The sequence below is a fragment of the Eikenella longinqua genome (genome assembly GCF_001648355.1).
Taxonomy (GTDB): domain Bacteria; phylum Pseudomonadota; class Gammaproteobacteria; order Burkholderiales; family Neisseriaceae; genus Eikenella; species Eikenella longinqua.
In genome coordinates, this window is the sequence record NZ_LXSL01000017.1 from 12,712 (window position 1) to 28,335 (window position 15,624).

The following is a 15,624-nucleotide window of genomic DNA, read 5'->3' on the forward strand; positions in this document are numbered from 1 at the left end:
CTAAAAATATCCTTCGCTGCTTTTGAAATAGTGGATGGACTGTTAGTAGTCAATTGATTGTTCAGGGAGGCAGCGGTTAATGTAACCGTATCGCCGCCGGTAACCAGCACCTGTCCCCTGTTATCATCGTTGGTGGAAACTGTATATATCCCCATATCGCAGCTGCCGCCGCTGGCCACGGTACTGCCGTTGCCGCAAGTAGAAGCCGTCGCCGGCAGGGCGGATACGCCGATGCCCACCACGGCAACAAAAGCCAGCAGTTTGGCAGCCGAGGGGCCGGAAGATTTCTTCCGGCTGGCGCGTTCCAGTTCCGAGCAAACCACCCAAGTGCTTTGTTCTTCAGAATAAACGATGTTATAAATTTTGTTCATTAGATTAATCCCTTGAAGTGAGAAACAAATCTCCGGCGCATTTAAAACCAGGCTTCAAATGCCGTTCCGCAAAATCGAAAAACAATGCAGCTTAACATAACCATACGGCACGCTTGCGGACTTCTGTAAAGAAAAACTGGAAATGATGGGGAAAAGATACAACGCAGCAACACGTCATCTCTTTGTATACATTACTCTAATTTCAATCATATTGACGCCCGCACCTCCTTGAGGCTACCTGAAAAGGCATAGCAGATTGACTCAACTTGCAGCAGCATTACTGCCCCTTGCCACATCGTTCCCATCAAGCTTTATATTTTCAGGTAGCCTGCCCCACCCCGTAAGGCTACCTGAAAAGCCCGAATTCCTGCGCAGCCAAAACCACCCCTTCCCTGTGTTACCATACCGCCCGTTTCCCTCGCTCAAGCAAGAACTCCACACCATGTCCAAACCGCCCAAACACATCCTGCTCGGCATCAGCGGCGGCATTGCCGCCTACAAATCCTGCGAACTGGTGCGCCTGCTGCGCAAGCAGGGGCACAGCGTGAGCGTGGCCATGAGCCGCGCCGCCGCCGAATTCGTCGCCCCGCAAACCTTCCAAGCCCTAAGCGGGCAGAGCGTGTGGACCGACCATTCCGCCGCTGCCGGCAACGGCATGGCGCACATCAACCTCAGCCGCGAGGCCGACGTTTTCCTCATTGCCCCCGCCAGCGCCAACACCCTGGCCAAAATCGCCCACGGCCTGGCCGACAACCTGCTCACCACCCTCGCCGCCGCCCGCGCCTGCCCGCTGGCCGTGGCGCCTGCCATGAACGTGGAAATGTGGCGCAACCCCGCCAACCTGCGCAACATCGCCCAGCTCCAGGCCGACGGCATTACCGTGTTCGGCCCCGCCAGCGGCAGCCAGGCCTGCGGCGAAACCGGCCAAGGCCGCATGCTCGAAGCCGCCGAGCTGGCCGAGCTGCTGCCCGATTTGTGGACGCCCAAGCTGCTTGCCGGCAAACGCGTGCTGCTCACCGCCGGCGCCACCTTCGAAGCCATCGATCCCGTGCGCGGCATCACCAACCTTTCCAGCGGCCGCATGGGCGTGGCGCTGGCGCAGGCCTGCCGCGCCGCCGGGGCGGAAGTGGTGCTGGTGGCAGGGCAGCTTCAGGTAGCCCCGCCCGCCGGGGTGGCCGTGCATCATGCTCACAGCGCGCAAGCCATGCACGACGCCGTGATGCGAGAAGCGTGCGCCTGCGACATCTTCATCGGCGTAGCCGCCGTGGCCGACTACCGCGTGGCCAACCGCAGCGCCGAGAAGCTGAAAAAAGACGGCAGCGGCACACCGCCGACAATCGAGCTGGCCGAAAACCCCGACATCCTCGCCGCCGTGGCGCACCTACCCGATGCGCCTTTCTGCGTAGGTTTTGCCGCCGAAAGCCACCATGTGCTGGAGCACGCCCGCGCCAAACGCCTGCGCAAAGGCGTGCCGCTGATTGTGGCCAACTCGGTGGCCGACGCCATGGGCAGCGCCAGCAATCAGGTCACGCTCATCAGCGGCTCGGGCGAAACCGCGCTGCCGGAAATGGGCAAGCGCGACACCGCCGACGCCATCGTAGCCGAAATCGCCCGCCTGCTCGGCCAGGCCGGCTGAACGCTTGCCCCGCGCCGAACCGTCAAATTTTTCAGGTAGCCTCCCGCCGCACGGGAAGGCTACCTGAAAACCATTCTTGCTACGTCAAACTCATTTTTACCGCATTGCAGCCCATGCTTTCAGACAGCCTGCTTGCAAAATAAGGAAGCAAAGATTAAGGCTACCTGAAAAGTGATTTCCGCTTTTCAGGTAGCCTTTATTCAACAGTTTGCCGCTATAGCAGCGGGCTGGCCAGCCGCACGCAGCGTTCGGCGAAGCGGCGTATCCTCGGGCGCTGCTGCCATTTCTTCAGCTCCACCTCTTCGCAGTTTTTCAGGTAGCCTTCCAGCAGCGCGGCCACAGCGGCCACGCTTTCGGGCGAATACAGCGCCAGGCTCACTTCCAAATTGAGATAAAAGCTGCGCATATCCATGTTTACCGTGCCAAACAGCGCAAAGCGCCCGTCCACCACCACCGCCTTGGTGTGCAGCAGGCCGCCGCCATACATTTTCAGCTTCACCCCCGCATCCAAGAGCGGCTGGTAATACGCGCTGCTGGCATAGCGCACCAGGCGCGAATCGTTGCGCCGCGGCAAAATCAGCACCACTTCCACGCCGCGCTGCGCGGTCATGGTGAGTGTGTTGAGCAGGGCTTCGTCGGGCACAAAATAGGGCGTGCTGATCACCACCCGCTCCTGCGCCACGTTCAGCGCATTGAGCAGCACGTCGTACACCAGCGCCGTGTCGCCGCCGGGGTGCGAGGGCACCACTTGCAGCGTTTCGCGCCCGCTGTCGGCGCCGCGTTCGGGCACGCCGTCGAGATAGCCGCTCAGGTATTCCAGCGTGGCGTTGAGGTTGTGCGCGTTTTCCACCGCCCAATCGCCGTAGAATACCGCCGCCAATTCCTGCGCCGCCACGCCTTCGCAGCGCAGCACCGCGTCCACCCATTCGCCCACGCCCGCGCCCTGCTTAAACAATTTGGGGTCCACCAGGTTGTAGCTGCCGGTGTAGGCGATGCGGTAGTCCACCACCAGGATTTTGCGGTGGTTGCGCAAATCGGCGCGCACCCACAGCGAGCTGATTAAGCCGAACGGCAGCGCGGGAGTGACTTCCACGCCGGCCTCGCGCAACCTGTCCGGCCAATCCGACAGCCAAAAACCCTGGCTGCCCAGCGAATCAGCCAGCAGCTGGCAGCGCACGCCGCGATCGGCCGCGCGCATCAGCGCCTCCAGCACGGCCTCCACCCGCCCGCTGCCTTCCACAATGTAAAACTCCAGCAGGCAGCAATGCTGCGCCGCTTCAATATCCGCAGTGAAGGCCTGCAAAATCGAATCGGTGTCGGCCAACAGGCGTGCGCTGTTGCCGCCGGTGGGCGCGAAGCCCGACTTGCCGCGCACGAAACGCGCGAGCTGGCGGAAGCGCATATCGGGCACCGGCGCGGCTTCGGGCGGCAGGAAGCGGTCGGCAAACTCGTCATGGAAGGCTTGCAGCTCGACCTGCCGCGCCACCCGCGCACGCCCCAGCTTGGATTCGCCGATGAGCAGGTAGGCGCCCACGCCCACGAAGGGGAAGGCAAACAGGAGCGTGAGCCAGGCCAACGCCGCGCCGCTCGAACGGCGCGAATAAATCACGCGCAGGGCGATGGCCAGCGTGAGCAAAAAGTGGGCGGTGAGGAAAATGTTCGACCAACTCATAAGCGTGTTATCCGGTTAGGCAGGCGGCCGCTTGAGGCTACCTGAAATTTAGCAAGCTGCTAGAAATCTCAAAACTATAAGCTGCTTAAGTTACGAAAAATTTTTACGATACGATCGCATCAAAAAAGGCTACCTGAAAAACCAAACCGCAGTTTTTCAGGTAGCCTCTTTATCGTTTGCCGCAGGGCATCAGTTGCCCCGCGCGGTAACATAGGCCGCGAGCTGCCGCAGCCGTTCGGCCCGCTCGCCGAAGCCGGCTAAGGCCTGCTGCGCTTCGGCCACCAGCCGTTCGGCATAGGCGCGGGCGGCGGCCAGGCCCATCAGCCGCACATAGGTGGGTTTGTCGGCTTCTTGGTCTTTGCCGGCGGTTTTGCCCAGCGTGGCGGTGTCGGCTTCGCAGTCGAGCACGTCGTCGATCACTTGGAAGGCGAGGCCGAGCTTGGCGGCGTAGCTGTCCAGTTTGGCCAGCGCGTCTTCACCCAAATCGGGGCAGCTCAAGCCGCCCAGTGCCACGGCGGCGCGGATGAGGGCGCCGGTTTTCAGGCGGTGCATGGTTTCCAATTCGGCCTGTCCGATCTGCCGCCCCACGGATTGCAAATCAATCGCCTGCCCGCCGGCCATGCCGAGGCTGCCGGAGGCGCGCGCCAAGGTGTGCACCATTTCGAGCTGGCGCGCGGCGGGCAATGCGCCGGGGCGGCTGAGCACATCAAAGGCCAGGGTTTGCAGCGCGTCGCCCACCAGCAGGGCGGCGGCTTCGCCGTATTGCACGTGGCAGGTGGGCTTGCCGCGGCGCAGGCTGTCGTTGTCCATGGCGGGCATGTCGTCGTGCACCAGCGAATAGGCATGCACCAGCTCCACGGCGGCCAGCGCGGCTTCGGCGGCGGCTTGGTCTGATTCGCCCAATTCGGCGGCGGCCAGCACCAAAAGCGGGCGCAGGCGTTTGCCGCCGCCGAGCACGGCGTAGCGCATGGCTTCATGCAGGCCTTCGGGCAGGCTGCTTGCGGCGGGCAGCACGCGCTCCAGCACCAGCTCAGTTTGGGCGCGGGCGCGCTGCTGCCATTGTTTCAGCTCACTCATCTTGTTCCAGCACCAGTTCGCGCTCCTGCCCGGCGTCGAGCACTTGCAGTTTTTGTTCCACTTCGGCCAAACGCGCCTGGCAGAAGCGCACCAGCTCGCTGCCTTCCTGATAGGCGGCCAGCGCGTCTTCCAGCGGCATGTCGCTGGCCTGCATGGCTTGGTTGATGGCTTCCAGCCGGCTCACGGCTTCTTCGAAGGTTTTCGGTTTTTTCTTGGTCATAGCGGGTGGTTTTGCGGTTTGATTCAAGGGCGGGATTGTAGCACAGCGGCCGGGCGGGTTCAGGCGGCTCCGACCAGGCAGAGGCTACCTGAAAATCTGCGGCCCCTGCCCGAGCGATGTTTTCAGGTAGCCCCAACGCCGATTTCATACTGACACACCGCCCACTTTCATTTACAATCCCCTCACCCGGCCGGATTGCTACAAGAAATCCGGCTTGCTATTTGCCGGCCCTTGCCGCCTCCAACCGCCATCAAAAGGAAACCCGATGCGTATCCGTCACGCCCTCTTCCCGCTGCTGCTCGCCCTGCCGCTGCCCGCGCTGGCCGCCGAGCTCAACGGCGCCGAGCTGAGCCTGCCCTGGGGCATCCCCTTCGTGCTGATTCTGCTCTCCATCGCCACCGGCCCCCTGTTTTTCGCCCACATCTGGCACCACCACTTCGGCAAAATCACCGCCGGCTGGACGCTCGCCTTCCTCATCCCCTTCACCCTGGTATATGGCTTCTCCACCAGCCTGCACGTGCTCGTGCACGCCCTGGTGGCCGAATACATTCCGTTTATCCTGCTGCTGTGGGCGCTCTACACCATTTCCGGCGGCATCCTGGTGTGGGGCAACCTGCACGGCAGCCCGTGCCTGAACACCGCCCTGCTCGCCATCGGCACGCTGCTGGCCTCCGTGATGGGCACCACCGGCGCCGCCATGCTGATGATCCGCCCCATCCTGAAAGCCAACGACAACCGCAAGCACCGCGTGCATGTGGTGGTGTTTTTCATCTTCCTGGTGGCCAATATCGGCGGCGGCCTCACCCCGCTGGGTGACCCGCCCCTCTTCCTCGGCTTTTTGAAAGGCGTGGATTTCATGTGGACGGTGGAGCACATGCTGCCGCCGGTGCTGATTAGCGCCGCCGTGCTGCTCACCGTGTTCTACTTCCTCGACCGCCACTACTTCGCCCAGGCCGACGAAATCCTTGCCAAAGACCCGAGCCCCGACAGCCCGCCGGAAAAAATCAAGCTCATGGGCAAATGGAACTTCCTGCTCTTGGGCGGCGTGGTGGCAGCCGTGATGATGTCAGGCATTTGGAAGCCCGAACACCCCGGCTTGGAAATCCTCGGCACGCACTACGCCCTGCAAAACCTCGCCCGCGACGTGATTTTGGTGGCGCTGGGCATCACCTCGCTGCTGATCACGCCCAAGCAGGTGCGCGCCGGCAACGAATTCAACTGGGGGCCGATTGCCGAAGTGGGTAAGCTCTTCCTCGGCATTTTCATCACCATCGCCCCCGTGCTCGCCATGCTGCAAGCCGGCGAGAGCGGCCCCTTCGCCCCGCTGATTGCGCTGGTGCACGACGCTGCGGGCAACCCGATCAACACCATGTATTTCTGGATGACCGGCATGCTCTCCGCCTTTTTGGACAACGCGCCCACCTACCTCGTGTTCTTCAACATGGCCGGCGGCGACGCGCAGGCGCTGATGACCGGCCACCTGTTCCACTCGCTTTTGGCCATCTCCATGGGCTCGGTGTTTATGGGCGCACTCAGCTACATCGGCAACGCGCCAAACTTCATGGTGAAGGCTATCGCCGAACAGCGCAAAGTGCCCATGCCCGGCTTCTTCGGCTACATGATGTGGTCGTTCGGCATCCTCGTGCCGCTGTTTATCCTGCACACGCTGATTTTCTTCGTGTGGCAGATTTTCTAAGGGCGCAGTAAGATGAAGGCTACCTGAAAACTATTTTTCAGGTAGCCTTTGATTTTCGGGGAGCGAAAAATGAAGCAATCCGGTTCTTATTCTGACCTTCAGTCTTTTGGTTATGGCTTGGCAATCGTTGCCGTAACCATCGTCTCTATTGCTGCTGTCGTCGCTAATTTCATCTTTACTTGGCACATCCTTGCCGCATTATTGGATACGGCAACTGCGCCTTGAAGCCAAACAAGCAGCAAACCAAACTCCCGCCCCTCCGGAAAACCACCCAAACCACCACGATTAAACCCGTGCCAACCCCAATCCCCATTTTTCAGGTAGCCCCAAAGGCTACCTGAAACCCTGTGCTATCATCCCGAATCCCACACTCATCCCCCGCCCAACCATGCAGCTCACCAAATACCTCCAAGCCCAAGGCATCGGCAGCCGCAAACAATGCCGCCAGCTTATCGAACAAGGCCGCATCGCCATCAACGGCGCCCCCGCCGAACACCCCGCCGCCGAAATCGAGCCCACCCAAGTGCACAGCCTCGCCATCGACGGCGAAGCGCTCGCCGTCATCCCCCTGCCGTATTATTACATCCTGCTGCACAAGCCCGCCGGCTACGAAACCTCCCACAAACCGCGCGACTACCCCAGCATCTTCTCCCTGCTGCCCGATCACCTCCGCGCCACCGGGCCCCAAGCCGTCGGCCGCCTCGACGCCGACACCACCGGCGTACTGCTCCTCACCAACGACGGCGCCTTCAACCACCGCCAAACCTCGCCCAAACAACACGTGGCCAAGCTCTACCGCGCCACCCTCAAACACCCCGCCGGCGAAGAACTGTGCGCCACCCTGCGCCAAGGCGTGCTGCTGCACGACGATAACGAAACCGTGGCCGCCGCCGCAGCCGAGCTCGAAAGCCCGCACAGCCTGCTGCTCACCCTCACCGAAGGCAAATACCACCAAGTCAAACGCATGGTGGCCGCCGCCGGCAACCGAGTGGAAGCCCTGCACCGCCTGCGCTTCGGCGATTGGGATTGCCAAGGCCTGCAACCCGGCGAATGGCGCTTTATCCAGCCCTAGCGCCGCCGTCAGGCAAACCAGCAGGTTGCCCTTCAACCTTCCCATCCGTTCCCAACACAAGCCCGCGGCTTACTGCTTCCCTCCGGCCTGCCGATACTTTTTAGCTTCGCAGAAACTCCGCTGCACGGCGTTTTGACTGCGTTGAAGCTTACGCTTTCAGGCAGCCTTGCCCGCCCCAGCCAAACAAAAGGGCAATCTTTGCTTACTCGAATGCAGGCTGGTTGTCAAGAAACCGCCTAAGATACTGTTCAGATTGGGTTTTACTGCTTGCCCCTGTTGTCGGGGCGTAATATAAGGCTACCTGAACTTTTCAGGTAGCCTCTCTTTTCCAGCAAATTTCCAGCAAATCTACTCGTTCCAAGCCATCGCTTCGATTTTGTGCCCGTCTAAATCGCGCACAAAGCAGCCGTAGTAGGCTTCTCCGTAGTGCGGGCGTTTGCCGGGCGCGCCGTCGGGCTGGGCGCCGTGGGCGAGGGCGGCGGCGTAGAAGGCGTCCACCTGCGCATTGTTTTCCGCCAAAAAGGCGATGTGCACGCCGTTGGCGGTTTGCGCGGGCTGCCCGTCGTGCGGCGCCTGAATCCAGAATTCGGGGAAGGCGCGGCCATAGGCGATGGCGCGGTGTTCGCTCAAATCCAGCACGCGGCGGATGCCCAGCGGGGCGAGCGCGGCATCATAAAAGGCGGCGGCCCGCTCGAATTGATTGGTGCCGAGGGAAACGTGCGACAGGGCGCTTTGCGGTTGGGTCATGGCAGAACTCCTTTTGCGGGTGGGGAATGGCTTATAGCGAACCAACTTAACTTTCGCTACGGCGTTAGCTCGCCTTGCCGTACTCCTCTGTACTGTCTGCGGCTCGCTGCCTGGTATCGAAAGCCAATTTGATTCGCTATAGTGATTTTAAACCATTGGGCATGGCGGATTCCAGAATCCGGCCTGCGGCCAAGCAAAGGGCTACCTGAAAAATGCGCAACGCTTTTGGCTGCGCCCAAACATTTTTCAGGTAGCCGCCAACAGCCGCCGATAGCGCGCCGCATCCTGCGTCGAAAAGCAGCAAAACACCACGCGCGCCACCTGCGGGCATTGCGCCAGCGTGTCGCGCACGGCCTGCACGGCGATTTCCGCCGCCTCGTCTGCGGGATAGCCGTACACGCCGGTGCTGATGCAGGGGAAGGCGATGCTCTTGGCGCCGTGCGCGGCGGCCAGCCGGAGCGAGCGGGCATAGGCCGCGGCCAGCAGCGCCGCTTCTCCGTGCCGCCCGCCGCGCCACACCGAGCCGACGGTGTGCACCACCCATCGCGCGGGCAGGCGGTAGCCCCGGGTGATTTTGGCTTCGCCCGGCAGGCAGCCGCCCAGCGTGCGGCACTCGGCCAAAAGCTGCGGCCCGGCGGCACGGTGTATCGCCCCGTCCACCCCGCCGCCGCCGAGCAGCGAGGAGTTGGCGGCGTTTACGATGGCGTCCACCGCCAGCGTGGTGATGTCGGCTTGGATGGTTTCGAGTGTGGCGGGCATGGCGCTTTCCTTGCTGCTGTGGGGTTGAAGGCTACCTGAAAAATGTTTGGGCGCAGCCAAAAGCGTTGCACATTTTTCAGGTAGCCTAGGCTTCGCCTGCATGATACGCCCGCTCGGCTGCCGACCCAAGAGGCTGGCTGAAATCTGCCGCCGCCGTTTCAGGTACAATACCCGCCGTCTCCCTCCCCGCCTCCCATTGCCGTGCCCTACTGCCAAGTTGCCCTCAACGTGCCGCTCGACAAGCTGCTCACCTACCGCGCCGACCGCATTCCCGCGCCCGGTACGCGCGTGGCCGTGCCCTTTCGCGGCAAAACCGTGGCCGGCATCGCGTGGGGCGCGTGCGCAGCGCCGGAAATCGATCCCGCCAAAATCTTGCCGCTGGCGCAGATGTTTGCAAACGAGCCGCCGCTGCCCGCCGCCTGGCGCGAGCTCATCGAATTCACCGCCCGCTATTATCACCACTCCATCGGCCAAACCGCCTTCACCGCGCTGCCGGCCGGCCTGCGCGAAGCCAAGCCCTGCCCGCTGCCGCCGCCCGAGCCGTGGTTTGCGCTCACTGAATTGGGGCGGCAGCAGCCCACGCCGCCGCCGCGCCACCGCCGCCAGGCCGCGCTGTGGCAGGCCTTGCTGGCCGCGCCCTTGAGCCGGAGCGCCGCCCGCGCCATTGCGCCGCAAGCCGCCGTGCAACTGGCCGCCTGGCAGGCGCAGGGCTGGCTCGCCGCCGAAACGCCCGTTGCCCCCGCCCGCCTGCCGATTCCGCCTTCGCCCGTGCCGCTCAACCCCGGGCAGCAGGCCGCCGCCGATGCGGTGGCGCAGGCGCAGGGCTTCGCCCCCTTCCTGCTGCATGGCATCACCGGCAGCGGCAAAACCGAAACCTATTTCGAAGCCATGGCCGCCGCGCTCTCTGCTGGCAGGCAAGTGCTGTTCCTGCTGCCGGAAATCAGCCTCACGCCGCAGCTCATCGCCCGATTGCAACAGCGTTTTGCCGAGGTGCCCACCGCCGTGCTGCACAGCCAAACCGCCGCCGGCGAGCGCACCCAAGGCTACCTGAAAGCCATGTGCGGGCAAGTCCGCCTGGTGGTGGGCACGCGGCTGGCGGTGTTCACGCCGCTGCCGGATTTGGGGCTGATTGTGGTGGACGAAGAGCACGACGCTTCGTTTAAGCAAGACAGCGAGCTGCGCTACCACGCCCGCGATTTGGCCGTGTGGCGCGCGCGGCAAGCCGGCTGCCCGATTATGCTGGGCAGCGCCACGCCCTCTCTGGAAAGCTGGCACAAAGCGAAAAGCGGTGCCTACCGCCTGCTCAGCCTGCCGCAGCGCGCCCGTGCCGCCGCCCGCCTGCCCGAAATCCGCCTCATCGACATCCGCCGCGAGCCGCTGGATCAAGGCTTCTGCCCCGCCGCCTTCAAGCTCTTGCGGCAAAACCACGCCGCAGGCGGCATGAGCATGGTGTACCTCAACCGACGCGGCTTCGCCCCCACCCTGTTTTGCGGCGACTGCGGCCACACCTTCGGCTGCCCGCACTGCTCGGCCAAGCTGGTGCTGCACCAGCGCGCCCGCCAGCTGCGCTGCCACCACTGCGGCCTGGCCGTGCCCATTCCGAAAAAATGCCCCAGCTGCGGCAACCAAGACCTCACCGCCGTGGGCATCGGCACGCAACGGGTGGAAGAAGCCCTGCGCGCGCAGCTGCCCGAAGCCAAAATCGAGCGTGTGGACAGAGACAGCGTGGCGCGCAAAGGCGACTGGCAGCGGCTCTACCAGCGCATTGCCGAAAACGGCGTGGACATTTTGGTGGGCACGCAGATGCTGGCCAAAGGCCACGATTTCGCCCGCCTGAACCTGGTGCTGGTGCTCAACGCCGACGGCAGCCTTTATAGCGCCGACTTCCGCGCCCCCGAGCGCCTGTTTGCCGAGCTGATGCAGGTGGCCGGGCGTGCCGGACGCGCCGAGCTGCCCGGCCGCGTGTTTATCCAAACCCGCCTGCCCGAGCACCGCGTGTACCAATCCCTCCTGCGGCAAGACTACCCCGCCTTCGCTGAAGCCGAACTGGCCGAGAGAGAAAGTTTCGATATGCCGCCCTTCGCCCACACCGCCGCCGTCCGCGCCGACGCCGCCAATATGGCCGATGCGTTGGAACTCTTGCGCCTGGCCGCCGAGTGGGTGGCTCAGCAAGGGCTACCTGAAAACGAACGCAGTGAGTTTCGCCAAAACGGGGAAAGCGAAGCGGCCGAAGTGCTCTGCCTCGGCCCCGTGCCCATGCTGCTGGCCCGGCTCGCCGGCCGCGAACGCGCGCAGGTGTTCCTCGAAAGCCCCAGCCGCAAAGCCCTGCACCGCCAAGTGTCCCTCTGGCAGCAGGCACTCGCCGCGCTGGCACGGCAGTTTGCCGCCGCCAGATGGTCGGTGGACATCGACCCGCTGGAAATGTGAGCCGCCATAGATGGATGGGCAATACCTGCCGCGCAAAAGGCTACCTGAAAAATAAGCCGCCAAAAGGGCAGGATATTTTTCAGGTAGCCTTTTCATGCCGCTGCAGCTTGGACATTCATGCCCGATATTTGTACTAAAAACCGATAGACATTCCCCCTAAGTATCGGCAAAATGTGGTCTCTTTCGTTTCATCCCGCAACCCAAAAAGGAAACCCCATGAAGAAAACTCTGTTTGCCGCCGCCCTGCTGGCCGCCGTGCTTGCCCCTGCCGCTTCCGCCAAAACCGTGCAGCAGATGCGCAGCGAATTCGTGTCCTCCTGCGTGCAGTCTGCCACTTCCGGCGGCAGCACCCTAAACCGCTCGATGGCCACCACCCTGTGCGGCTGCACCTTCGACGAAACCGCCAAGCAATACCCCGCCGCCCAATGGAAACGCACGCTCGAGCAATACGACCGCACCGGCAACGACCCCGTGTTTGAACGCCGCATGCGCGCCTCCACCGAAACCTGCGTGCGCCGCCACGTGCGCCGCTAATCCCCGCGCATCAAACCAAAGGCTACCTGAATTTATTTTCAGGTAGCCTCAATCTTTCCCGCCACAGCGGATGCTTTCCGCCGTCCTTCCCGCTACAATACGCCCTTTTCGTTTCCCCGCCACATCCCATGAACATCCGCTTCGGCAACACCGCGTTTCTGCCGCACCCGCGCGGCAGCGCCGTAACCATCGGCAACTTCGACGGCGTCCACCTCGGCCACCGCCACATCCTCGAACGCCTGCGCCAAGAAGCCGATGCGCGCGGCCTGGCCGCCGTGGCCATCGTGTTCGAGCCGCAGCCGCAGGAATTTTTCAGCCGGCGGCGCGGCGTGGAACAGCCCTTCCGCCTCAGCCCCCTTCGCGAAAAACTGCGCCTGCTGCGCGATACCGGCTGCCTCGACGCCGTGTGGGTGCTGCGTTTCAACGCCGAGCTCTCCGCCATGCCCGCGCCCGATTTTATCCAAAACCTGCTGTTCGGCCAGCTGAACACCCGCTACCTGCTCATCGGCGACGACTTCCGCTTCGGCGCCGGCCGCCAAGGCGATATCGAGCTCCTGCGCCGCCGCCCCGAAATGCAAACAGAAAGCACCCCCTCCGTGATGGTGCAAGACGTGCGCGCCAGCAGCACCCTGGTGCGCCAAGCCCTGAGCGAAGGCCGCCTCGCCTACGCCGAAAGCCTGCTCGGTCACCGCTATTCGCTCATCGGCCGCGTGAAGCACGGCGCCAAGCTCGGCCGCACTATCGGCAGCCCCACCGCCAATATCCACCTGCCCCCGCACCGCTACCCGCTCGGCGGCGTGTTTGCCGTGGCCGCACACGGCGCATTCGGCAGCCGCCCCGGCGTGGCCAGCTTCGGGCTCAACCCCACCGTGTCCGACCTGCCCACGCAGAAGCTGGAAGTGCACCTCTTTGATTTTGCGGAAAACCTATACGGCCAGCGCCTGCGCATCGACTTCCTGCACAAACTGCGCGACGAGCAAAAATTCCCCGGCCTGCCCGAGCTGCAAGCGCAAATCGCCGCCGATATGGCCGAAGCCCGCGAGTGGCTGGCACGGCATTCGCGTTAAGCCTTCACACCGTTGCAACATCCCAAAAAGGCTACCTGAAAATGTTTCAAACCATTTTTCAGGTAGCCTTTTTGTGTTTTCATCTTTCCCCTTAACATTATCTAGCAAATATTAAGGATGCTTTAACTTTTATATCAGCCATGCTATGCTTTTGGCTCATCTTAATTAACTATAGTGGAGATAATCATGAGAAGCCAAGAAGAAATCCAACAGATGCTGACAGACTGTGGTGCTATAGACTTTTTTGGAACAAAAAAAGAAGTAAAAGAACTTCCTAACATCATACATGATGATGAAATAATTACTTATGCAACATCAGGTTTATTGGATGGAAATACATGGTTGATTGTTTCTACTAATAAGCGAGTCATTTTCTTAGATAAAGGCATGATATTTGGGTTAAAACAAGTAGAAATACCATTAGAAAAAATTAATTCAATAAGCTATAAAAAAGGACTTCTGCTAGGCGAAATTGATATCTGGGACGGTGCTTCTCGTATGGGAATAACTGGCGTCACGAAACAGACACTGGTTCCGTTTGTAAATGCAGTAAATAAGGCTAAGGAAGAATTAGCTAACTTACACTCCCAACCTGTTTCTTCTCATTTATCTACCGCTGATGAGATCTTAAAATTCAAGAATCTGCTGGATCAGGGGATACTGACCCAAGAGGAATTTGATAAAAAGAAAAAAGAATTGCTTGGCTAACGTGTTGCCTGAAACCTTCAAAATTAAAAGGCTACCTGAACTTTTTCAGGTAGCCTTTCCTATGCCCACCAAGCGCCGGCTAATCCACCGCCACGTCCACCGCCTGCGCGCCCAAGCTCTCCAGCGCGGCGGGCGGCACGGCCACCAGGAAGCCGCGTTTGCCGCCGTTGATGTAGAGCGCGGGCAAATCCCAGATGCTGCGTTCGGCATACACCGGCAGCGCGGTTTTGCAGCCGAATGGGCTGGTGCCGCCCACCAGGTAGCCCGTCCATTTATTGGCCTGCTCGGGCGTGGCGGGCTCGATGTGCTTCATGCCGAGGTGGCGGGCGAGCTGGCGGGTGGAGATGTGGCGGTCGCCGTGCATCAGCACGATGAGGCCTTGTTTGTGCTCGTTTTCCAGCACGATGGTTTTGATCACGGCGTGTTCGTCCACGCCGAGGCATTCGGCGGGCTGGGCGGTGCCGCCGTGCTCGATATAGGGATAGAGGTGCGGCTCGTAGGCGATGTGGTGCTCGCGCAGAAAGCGGATGGCGGGGGTAACGGGATAGTGGGGTTTGCTCATGTTGGGCTACCTGAAAATGGAAATTCGCTGGGGAAACAAGGTTTCACGCGCGGCCGCCCCACATGATCACCGCCGCGCCACACAAACACAGGGTGGCGCCCAGCCAGTCGCTCGCCTTGGGCAACACGCCGTCGGCAAAACGCAGCCAAAACAGCGCGGTAACGATATACACCCCGCCGTATGCGGCATAAATCCGCCCGCTGGCGGCCGGATGCAGGGTGAGCAGGTAGGCAAACAGCGACAGGCTCGCGGCGGCAGGCAGCAGCAGCCAGGCGCTTTTGCCCTGCCGCAGCCACAAATAGGGCAGCCAGCAGCCGACGATTTCCGCCAGCGCGGTGAGCAGGAACAGCAGCAGGGTTTTGGCGGTGTGGGGCAGCATGGCGGGGTGTCTGTGGGTGGAGGGTCGGCTTGGCCGAAATGGGTTTCACTGTGTGGAAGCCAACGTTTTCAGGTAGCCTACATCTTGCCCGCAGGCTACCTGAAAGCGCCAGCTTCAACGCAGTTAAAAACCGCCGGCCTATTTGGCAAACGGCAGCCAGCGCCGCGCCAGCACATACATCGCCGCGCCGCCCACGGCCAGCACGGCAAACACGATGCCCTTCTTGCGCGCGTTCGGGCAGAGCCAATACACGCCGAGGCTGAAGCTGAAAAACAGCAGCGACACCGCCCACACCAGCTGCTTATCTTTAAAGCGGTTGAGCGTGTAGCTTTCGGTGAGCATCACATAAAGCTGCCACAGCCCGGCAAAACACATAAAAAACACGCCGGCAGGCAGAAAAATCAGGCCGAGTTCTTGTTGGCTCATGGCGAGGCCTTATCAAACAGAATCAGGCCGGCATTATAACCAAAGCACCGCCTGCTTCCTATGATGATGCCGTTTGCGGGGCATCCGTAGATTTTAGGTAGCCTTTCATCGCGGCAAATCCTCAACAACAAGACAATTTGTCTAAAATAATCTATTCAGAGCAAACTTTTTTGCCGATTTCTAAAAATTTTGTCCAAAAAGCTGCCAATCTGTCAAAAATCGGGTAGTATGCCCCACCTATGCGACAGCGCCTCACCTACCCGCTCCCGTG

Annotated in this window: 16 protein-coding genes and 1 pseudogene; 8 read left to right on the forward strand and 9 right to left on the reverse strand. The window is 61.5% G+C overall.

The features are described 5' to 3' along the window. Positions 1-314: 314 nt before the first annotated feature. A pseudogene (locus A7P95_RS12160) lies at positions 315-371 on the reverse strand (hypothetical protein); the annotation flags it as partial. A gap of 442 nt (positions 372-813) precedes the next feature. On the opposite strand from A7P95_RS12160, the gene coaBC reads away from it, so the two are divergent. Continuing rightward, entirely contained in the window at positions 814-2,007 is a 1,194-nt protein-coding gene (gene coaBC / locus A7P95_RS04695; RefSeq protein WP_067591942.1) for a bifunctional phosphopantothenoylcysteine decarboxylase/phosphopantothenate--cysteine ligase CoaBC, read from the forward strand. Positions 2,008-2,221: 214 nt separating this feature from the next. Here the strand turns inward: coaBC and cls are convergent, their stop codons facing one another. The 3 genes from cls to A7P95_RS04710 form a co-directional block, all read right to left on the reverse strand. Beyond that, entirely contained in the window at positions 2,222-3,679 is a 1,458-nt protein-coding gene (gene cls, locus A7P95_RS04700; RefSeq protein WP_067591945.1) for a cardiolipin synthase, read from the reverse strand. Between the two features lie 189 nt (positions 3,680-3,868). Further along, positions 3,869-4,756, reverse strand: coding sequence for a polyprenyl synthetase family protein (locus A7P95_RS04705; protein WP_067591948.1), 888 nt, complete (start codon positions 4,754-4,756; stop codon positions 3,869-3,871). Next, a complete protein-coding gene (locus tag A7P95_RS04710) occupies positions 4,749-4,976 on the reverse strand; it encodes an exodeoxyribonuclease VII small subunit (RefSeq protein WP_067591951.1) in 228 nt (75 codons plus the stop codon). Before A7P95_RS04710 ends, A7P95_RS04705 begins: the two co-directional genes overlap by 8 nt. Positions 4,977-5,241: 265 nt before the next feature. Here A7P95_RS04710 and A7P95_RS04715 point away from each other — a divergent pair, with 265 nt between their 5' ends. From A7P95_RS04715 to A7P95_RS04720, 3 genes are all read left to right on the forward strand, one after another. Further along, entirely contained in the window at positions 5,242-6,672 is a 1,431-nt protein-coding gene (locus A7P95_RS04715; protein WP_067591954.1) for a sodium:proton antiporter, read from the forward strand. Positions 6,673-6,741: 69 nt separating this feature from the next. Next, complete coding sequence (locus A7P95_RS11570) at positions 6,742-6,897, forward strand: hypothetical protein (RefSeq protein WP_156503503.1); 156 nt, start codon at positions 6,742-6,744, stop codon at positions 6,895-6,897. A gap of 163 nt (positions 6,898-7,060) precedes the next feature. Beyond that, positions 7,061-7,744 (forward strand): pseudouridine synthase, encoded by a 684-nt coding sequence (locus A7P95_RS04720; RefSeq protein ID WP_067591957.1) that lies wholly within the window; start codon positions 7,061-7,063, stop codon positions 7,742-7,744. Positions 7,745-8,092: 348 nt separating this feature from the next. On the opposite strand, the gene A7P95_RS04725 is transcribed toward A7P95_RS04720, so the two are convergent. After that, the gene (locus tag A7P95_RS04725; protein WP_067591960.1) at positions 8,093-8,491 is read right to left on the reverse strand and encodes a VOC family protein; all 399 of its coding nucleotides are present in this window, start codon (positions 8,489-8,491) and stop codon (positions 8,093-8,095) included. A 246-nt stretch (positions 8,492-8,737) separates the two neighbouring features. Next, positions 8,738-9,250 (reverse strand): O-acetyl-ADP-ribose deacetylase, encoded by a 513-nt coding sequence (locus A7P95_RS04730; RefSeq protein ID WP_067591963.1) that lies wholly within the window; start codon positions 9,248-9,250, stop codon positions 8,738-8,740. A 201-nt stretch (positions 9,251-9,451) separates the two neighbouring features. Between A7P95_RS04730 and A7P95_RS04735 the strand changes: the two genes are divergently transcribed. From A7P95_RS04735 to A7P95_RS12165, 4 genes are all read left to right on the forward strand, one after another. Then, positions 9,452-11,677 (forward strand): primosomal protein N', encoded by a 2,226-nt coding sequence (locus tag A7P95_RS04735; protein ID WP_067591967.1) that lies wholly within the window; start codon positions 9,452-9,454, stop codon positions 11,675-11,677. Positions 11,678-11,893: 216 nt separating this feature from the next. Beyond that, entirely contained in the window at positions 11,894-12,211 is a 318-nt protein-coding gene (locus tag A7P95_RS04740) for a hypothetical protein (protein WP_067591970.1), read from the forward strand. Between the two features lie 128 nt (positions 12,212-12,339). Beyond that, complete coding sequence (gene ribF, locus A7P95_RS04745; protein WP_067591973.1) at positions 12,340-13,278, forward strand: bifunctional riboflavin kinase/FAD synthetase; 939 nt, start codon at positions 12,340-12,342, stop codon at positions 13,276-13,278. A gap of 186 nt (positions 13,279-13,464) precedes the next feature. Further along, positions 13,465-13,986, forward strand: coding sequence for a PH domain-containing protein (locus A7P95_RS12165; RefSeq protein ID WP_067591976.1), 522 nt, complete (start codon positions 13,465-13,467; stop codon positions 13,984-13,986). Between the two features lie 79 nt (positions 13,987-14,065). On the opposite strand, the gene A7P95_RS04755 is transcribed toward A7P95_RS12165, so the two are convergent. From A7P95_RS04755 to A7P95_RS04765, 3 genes are all read right to left on the reverse strand, one after another. Next, positions 14,066-14,548 (reverse strand): aminoacyl-tRNA deacylase, encoded by a 483-nt coding sequence (locus tag A7P95_RS04755; protein ID WP_067591979.1) that lies wholly within the window; start codon positions 14,546-14,548, stop codon positions 14,066-14,068. Between the two features lie 43 nt (positions 14,549-14,591). Then, a complete protein-coding gene (locus A7P95_RS04760; protein ID WP_067591982.1) occupies positions 14,592-14,927 on the reverse strand; it encodes a YnfA family protein in 336 nt (111 codons plus the stop codon). Between the two features lie 138 nt (positions 14,928-15,065). Next, positions 15,066-15,353, reverse strand: coding sequence for a hypothetical protein (locus tag A7P95_RS04765; protein WP_067591985.1), 288 nt, complete (start codon positions 15,351-15,353; stop codon positions 15,066-15,068). Positions 15,354-15,624: the final 271 nt, after the last annotated feature.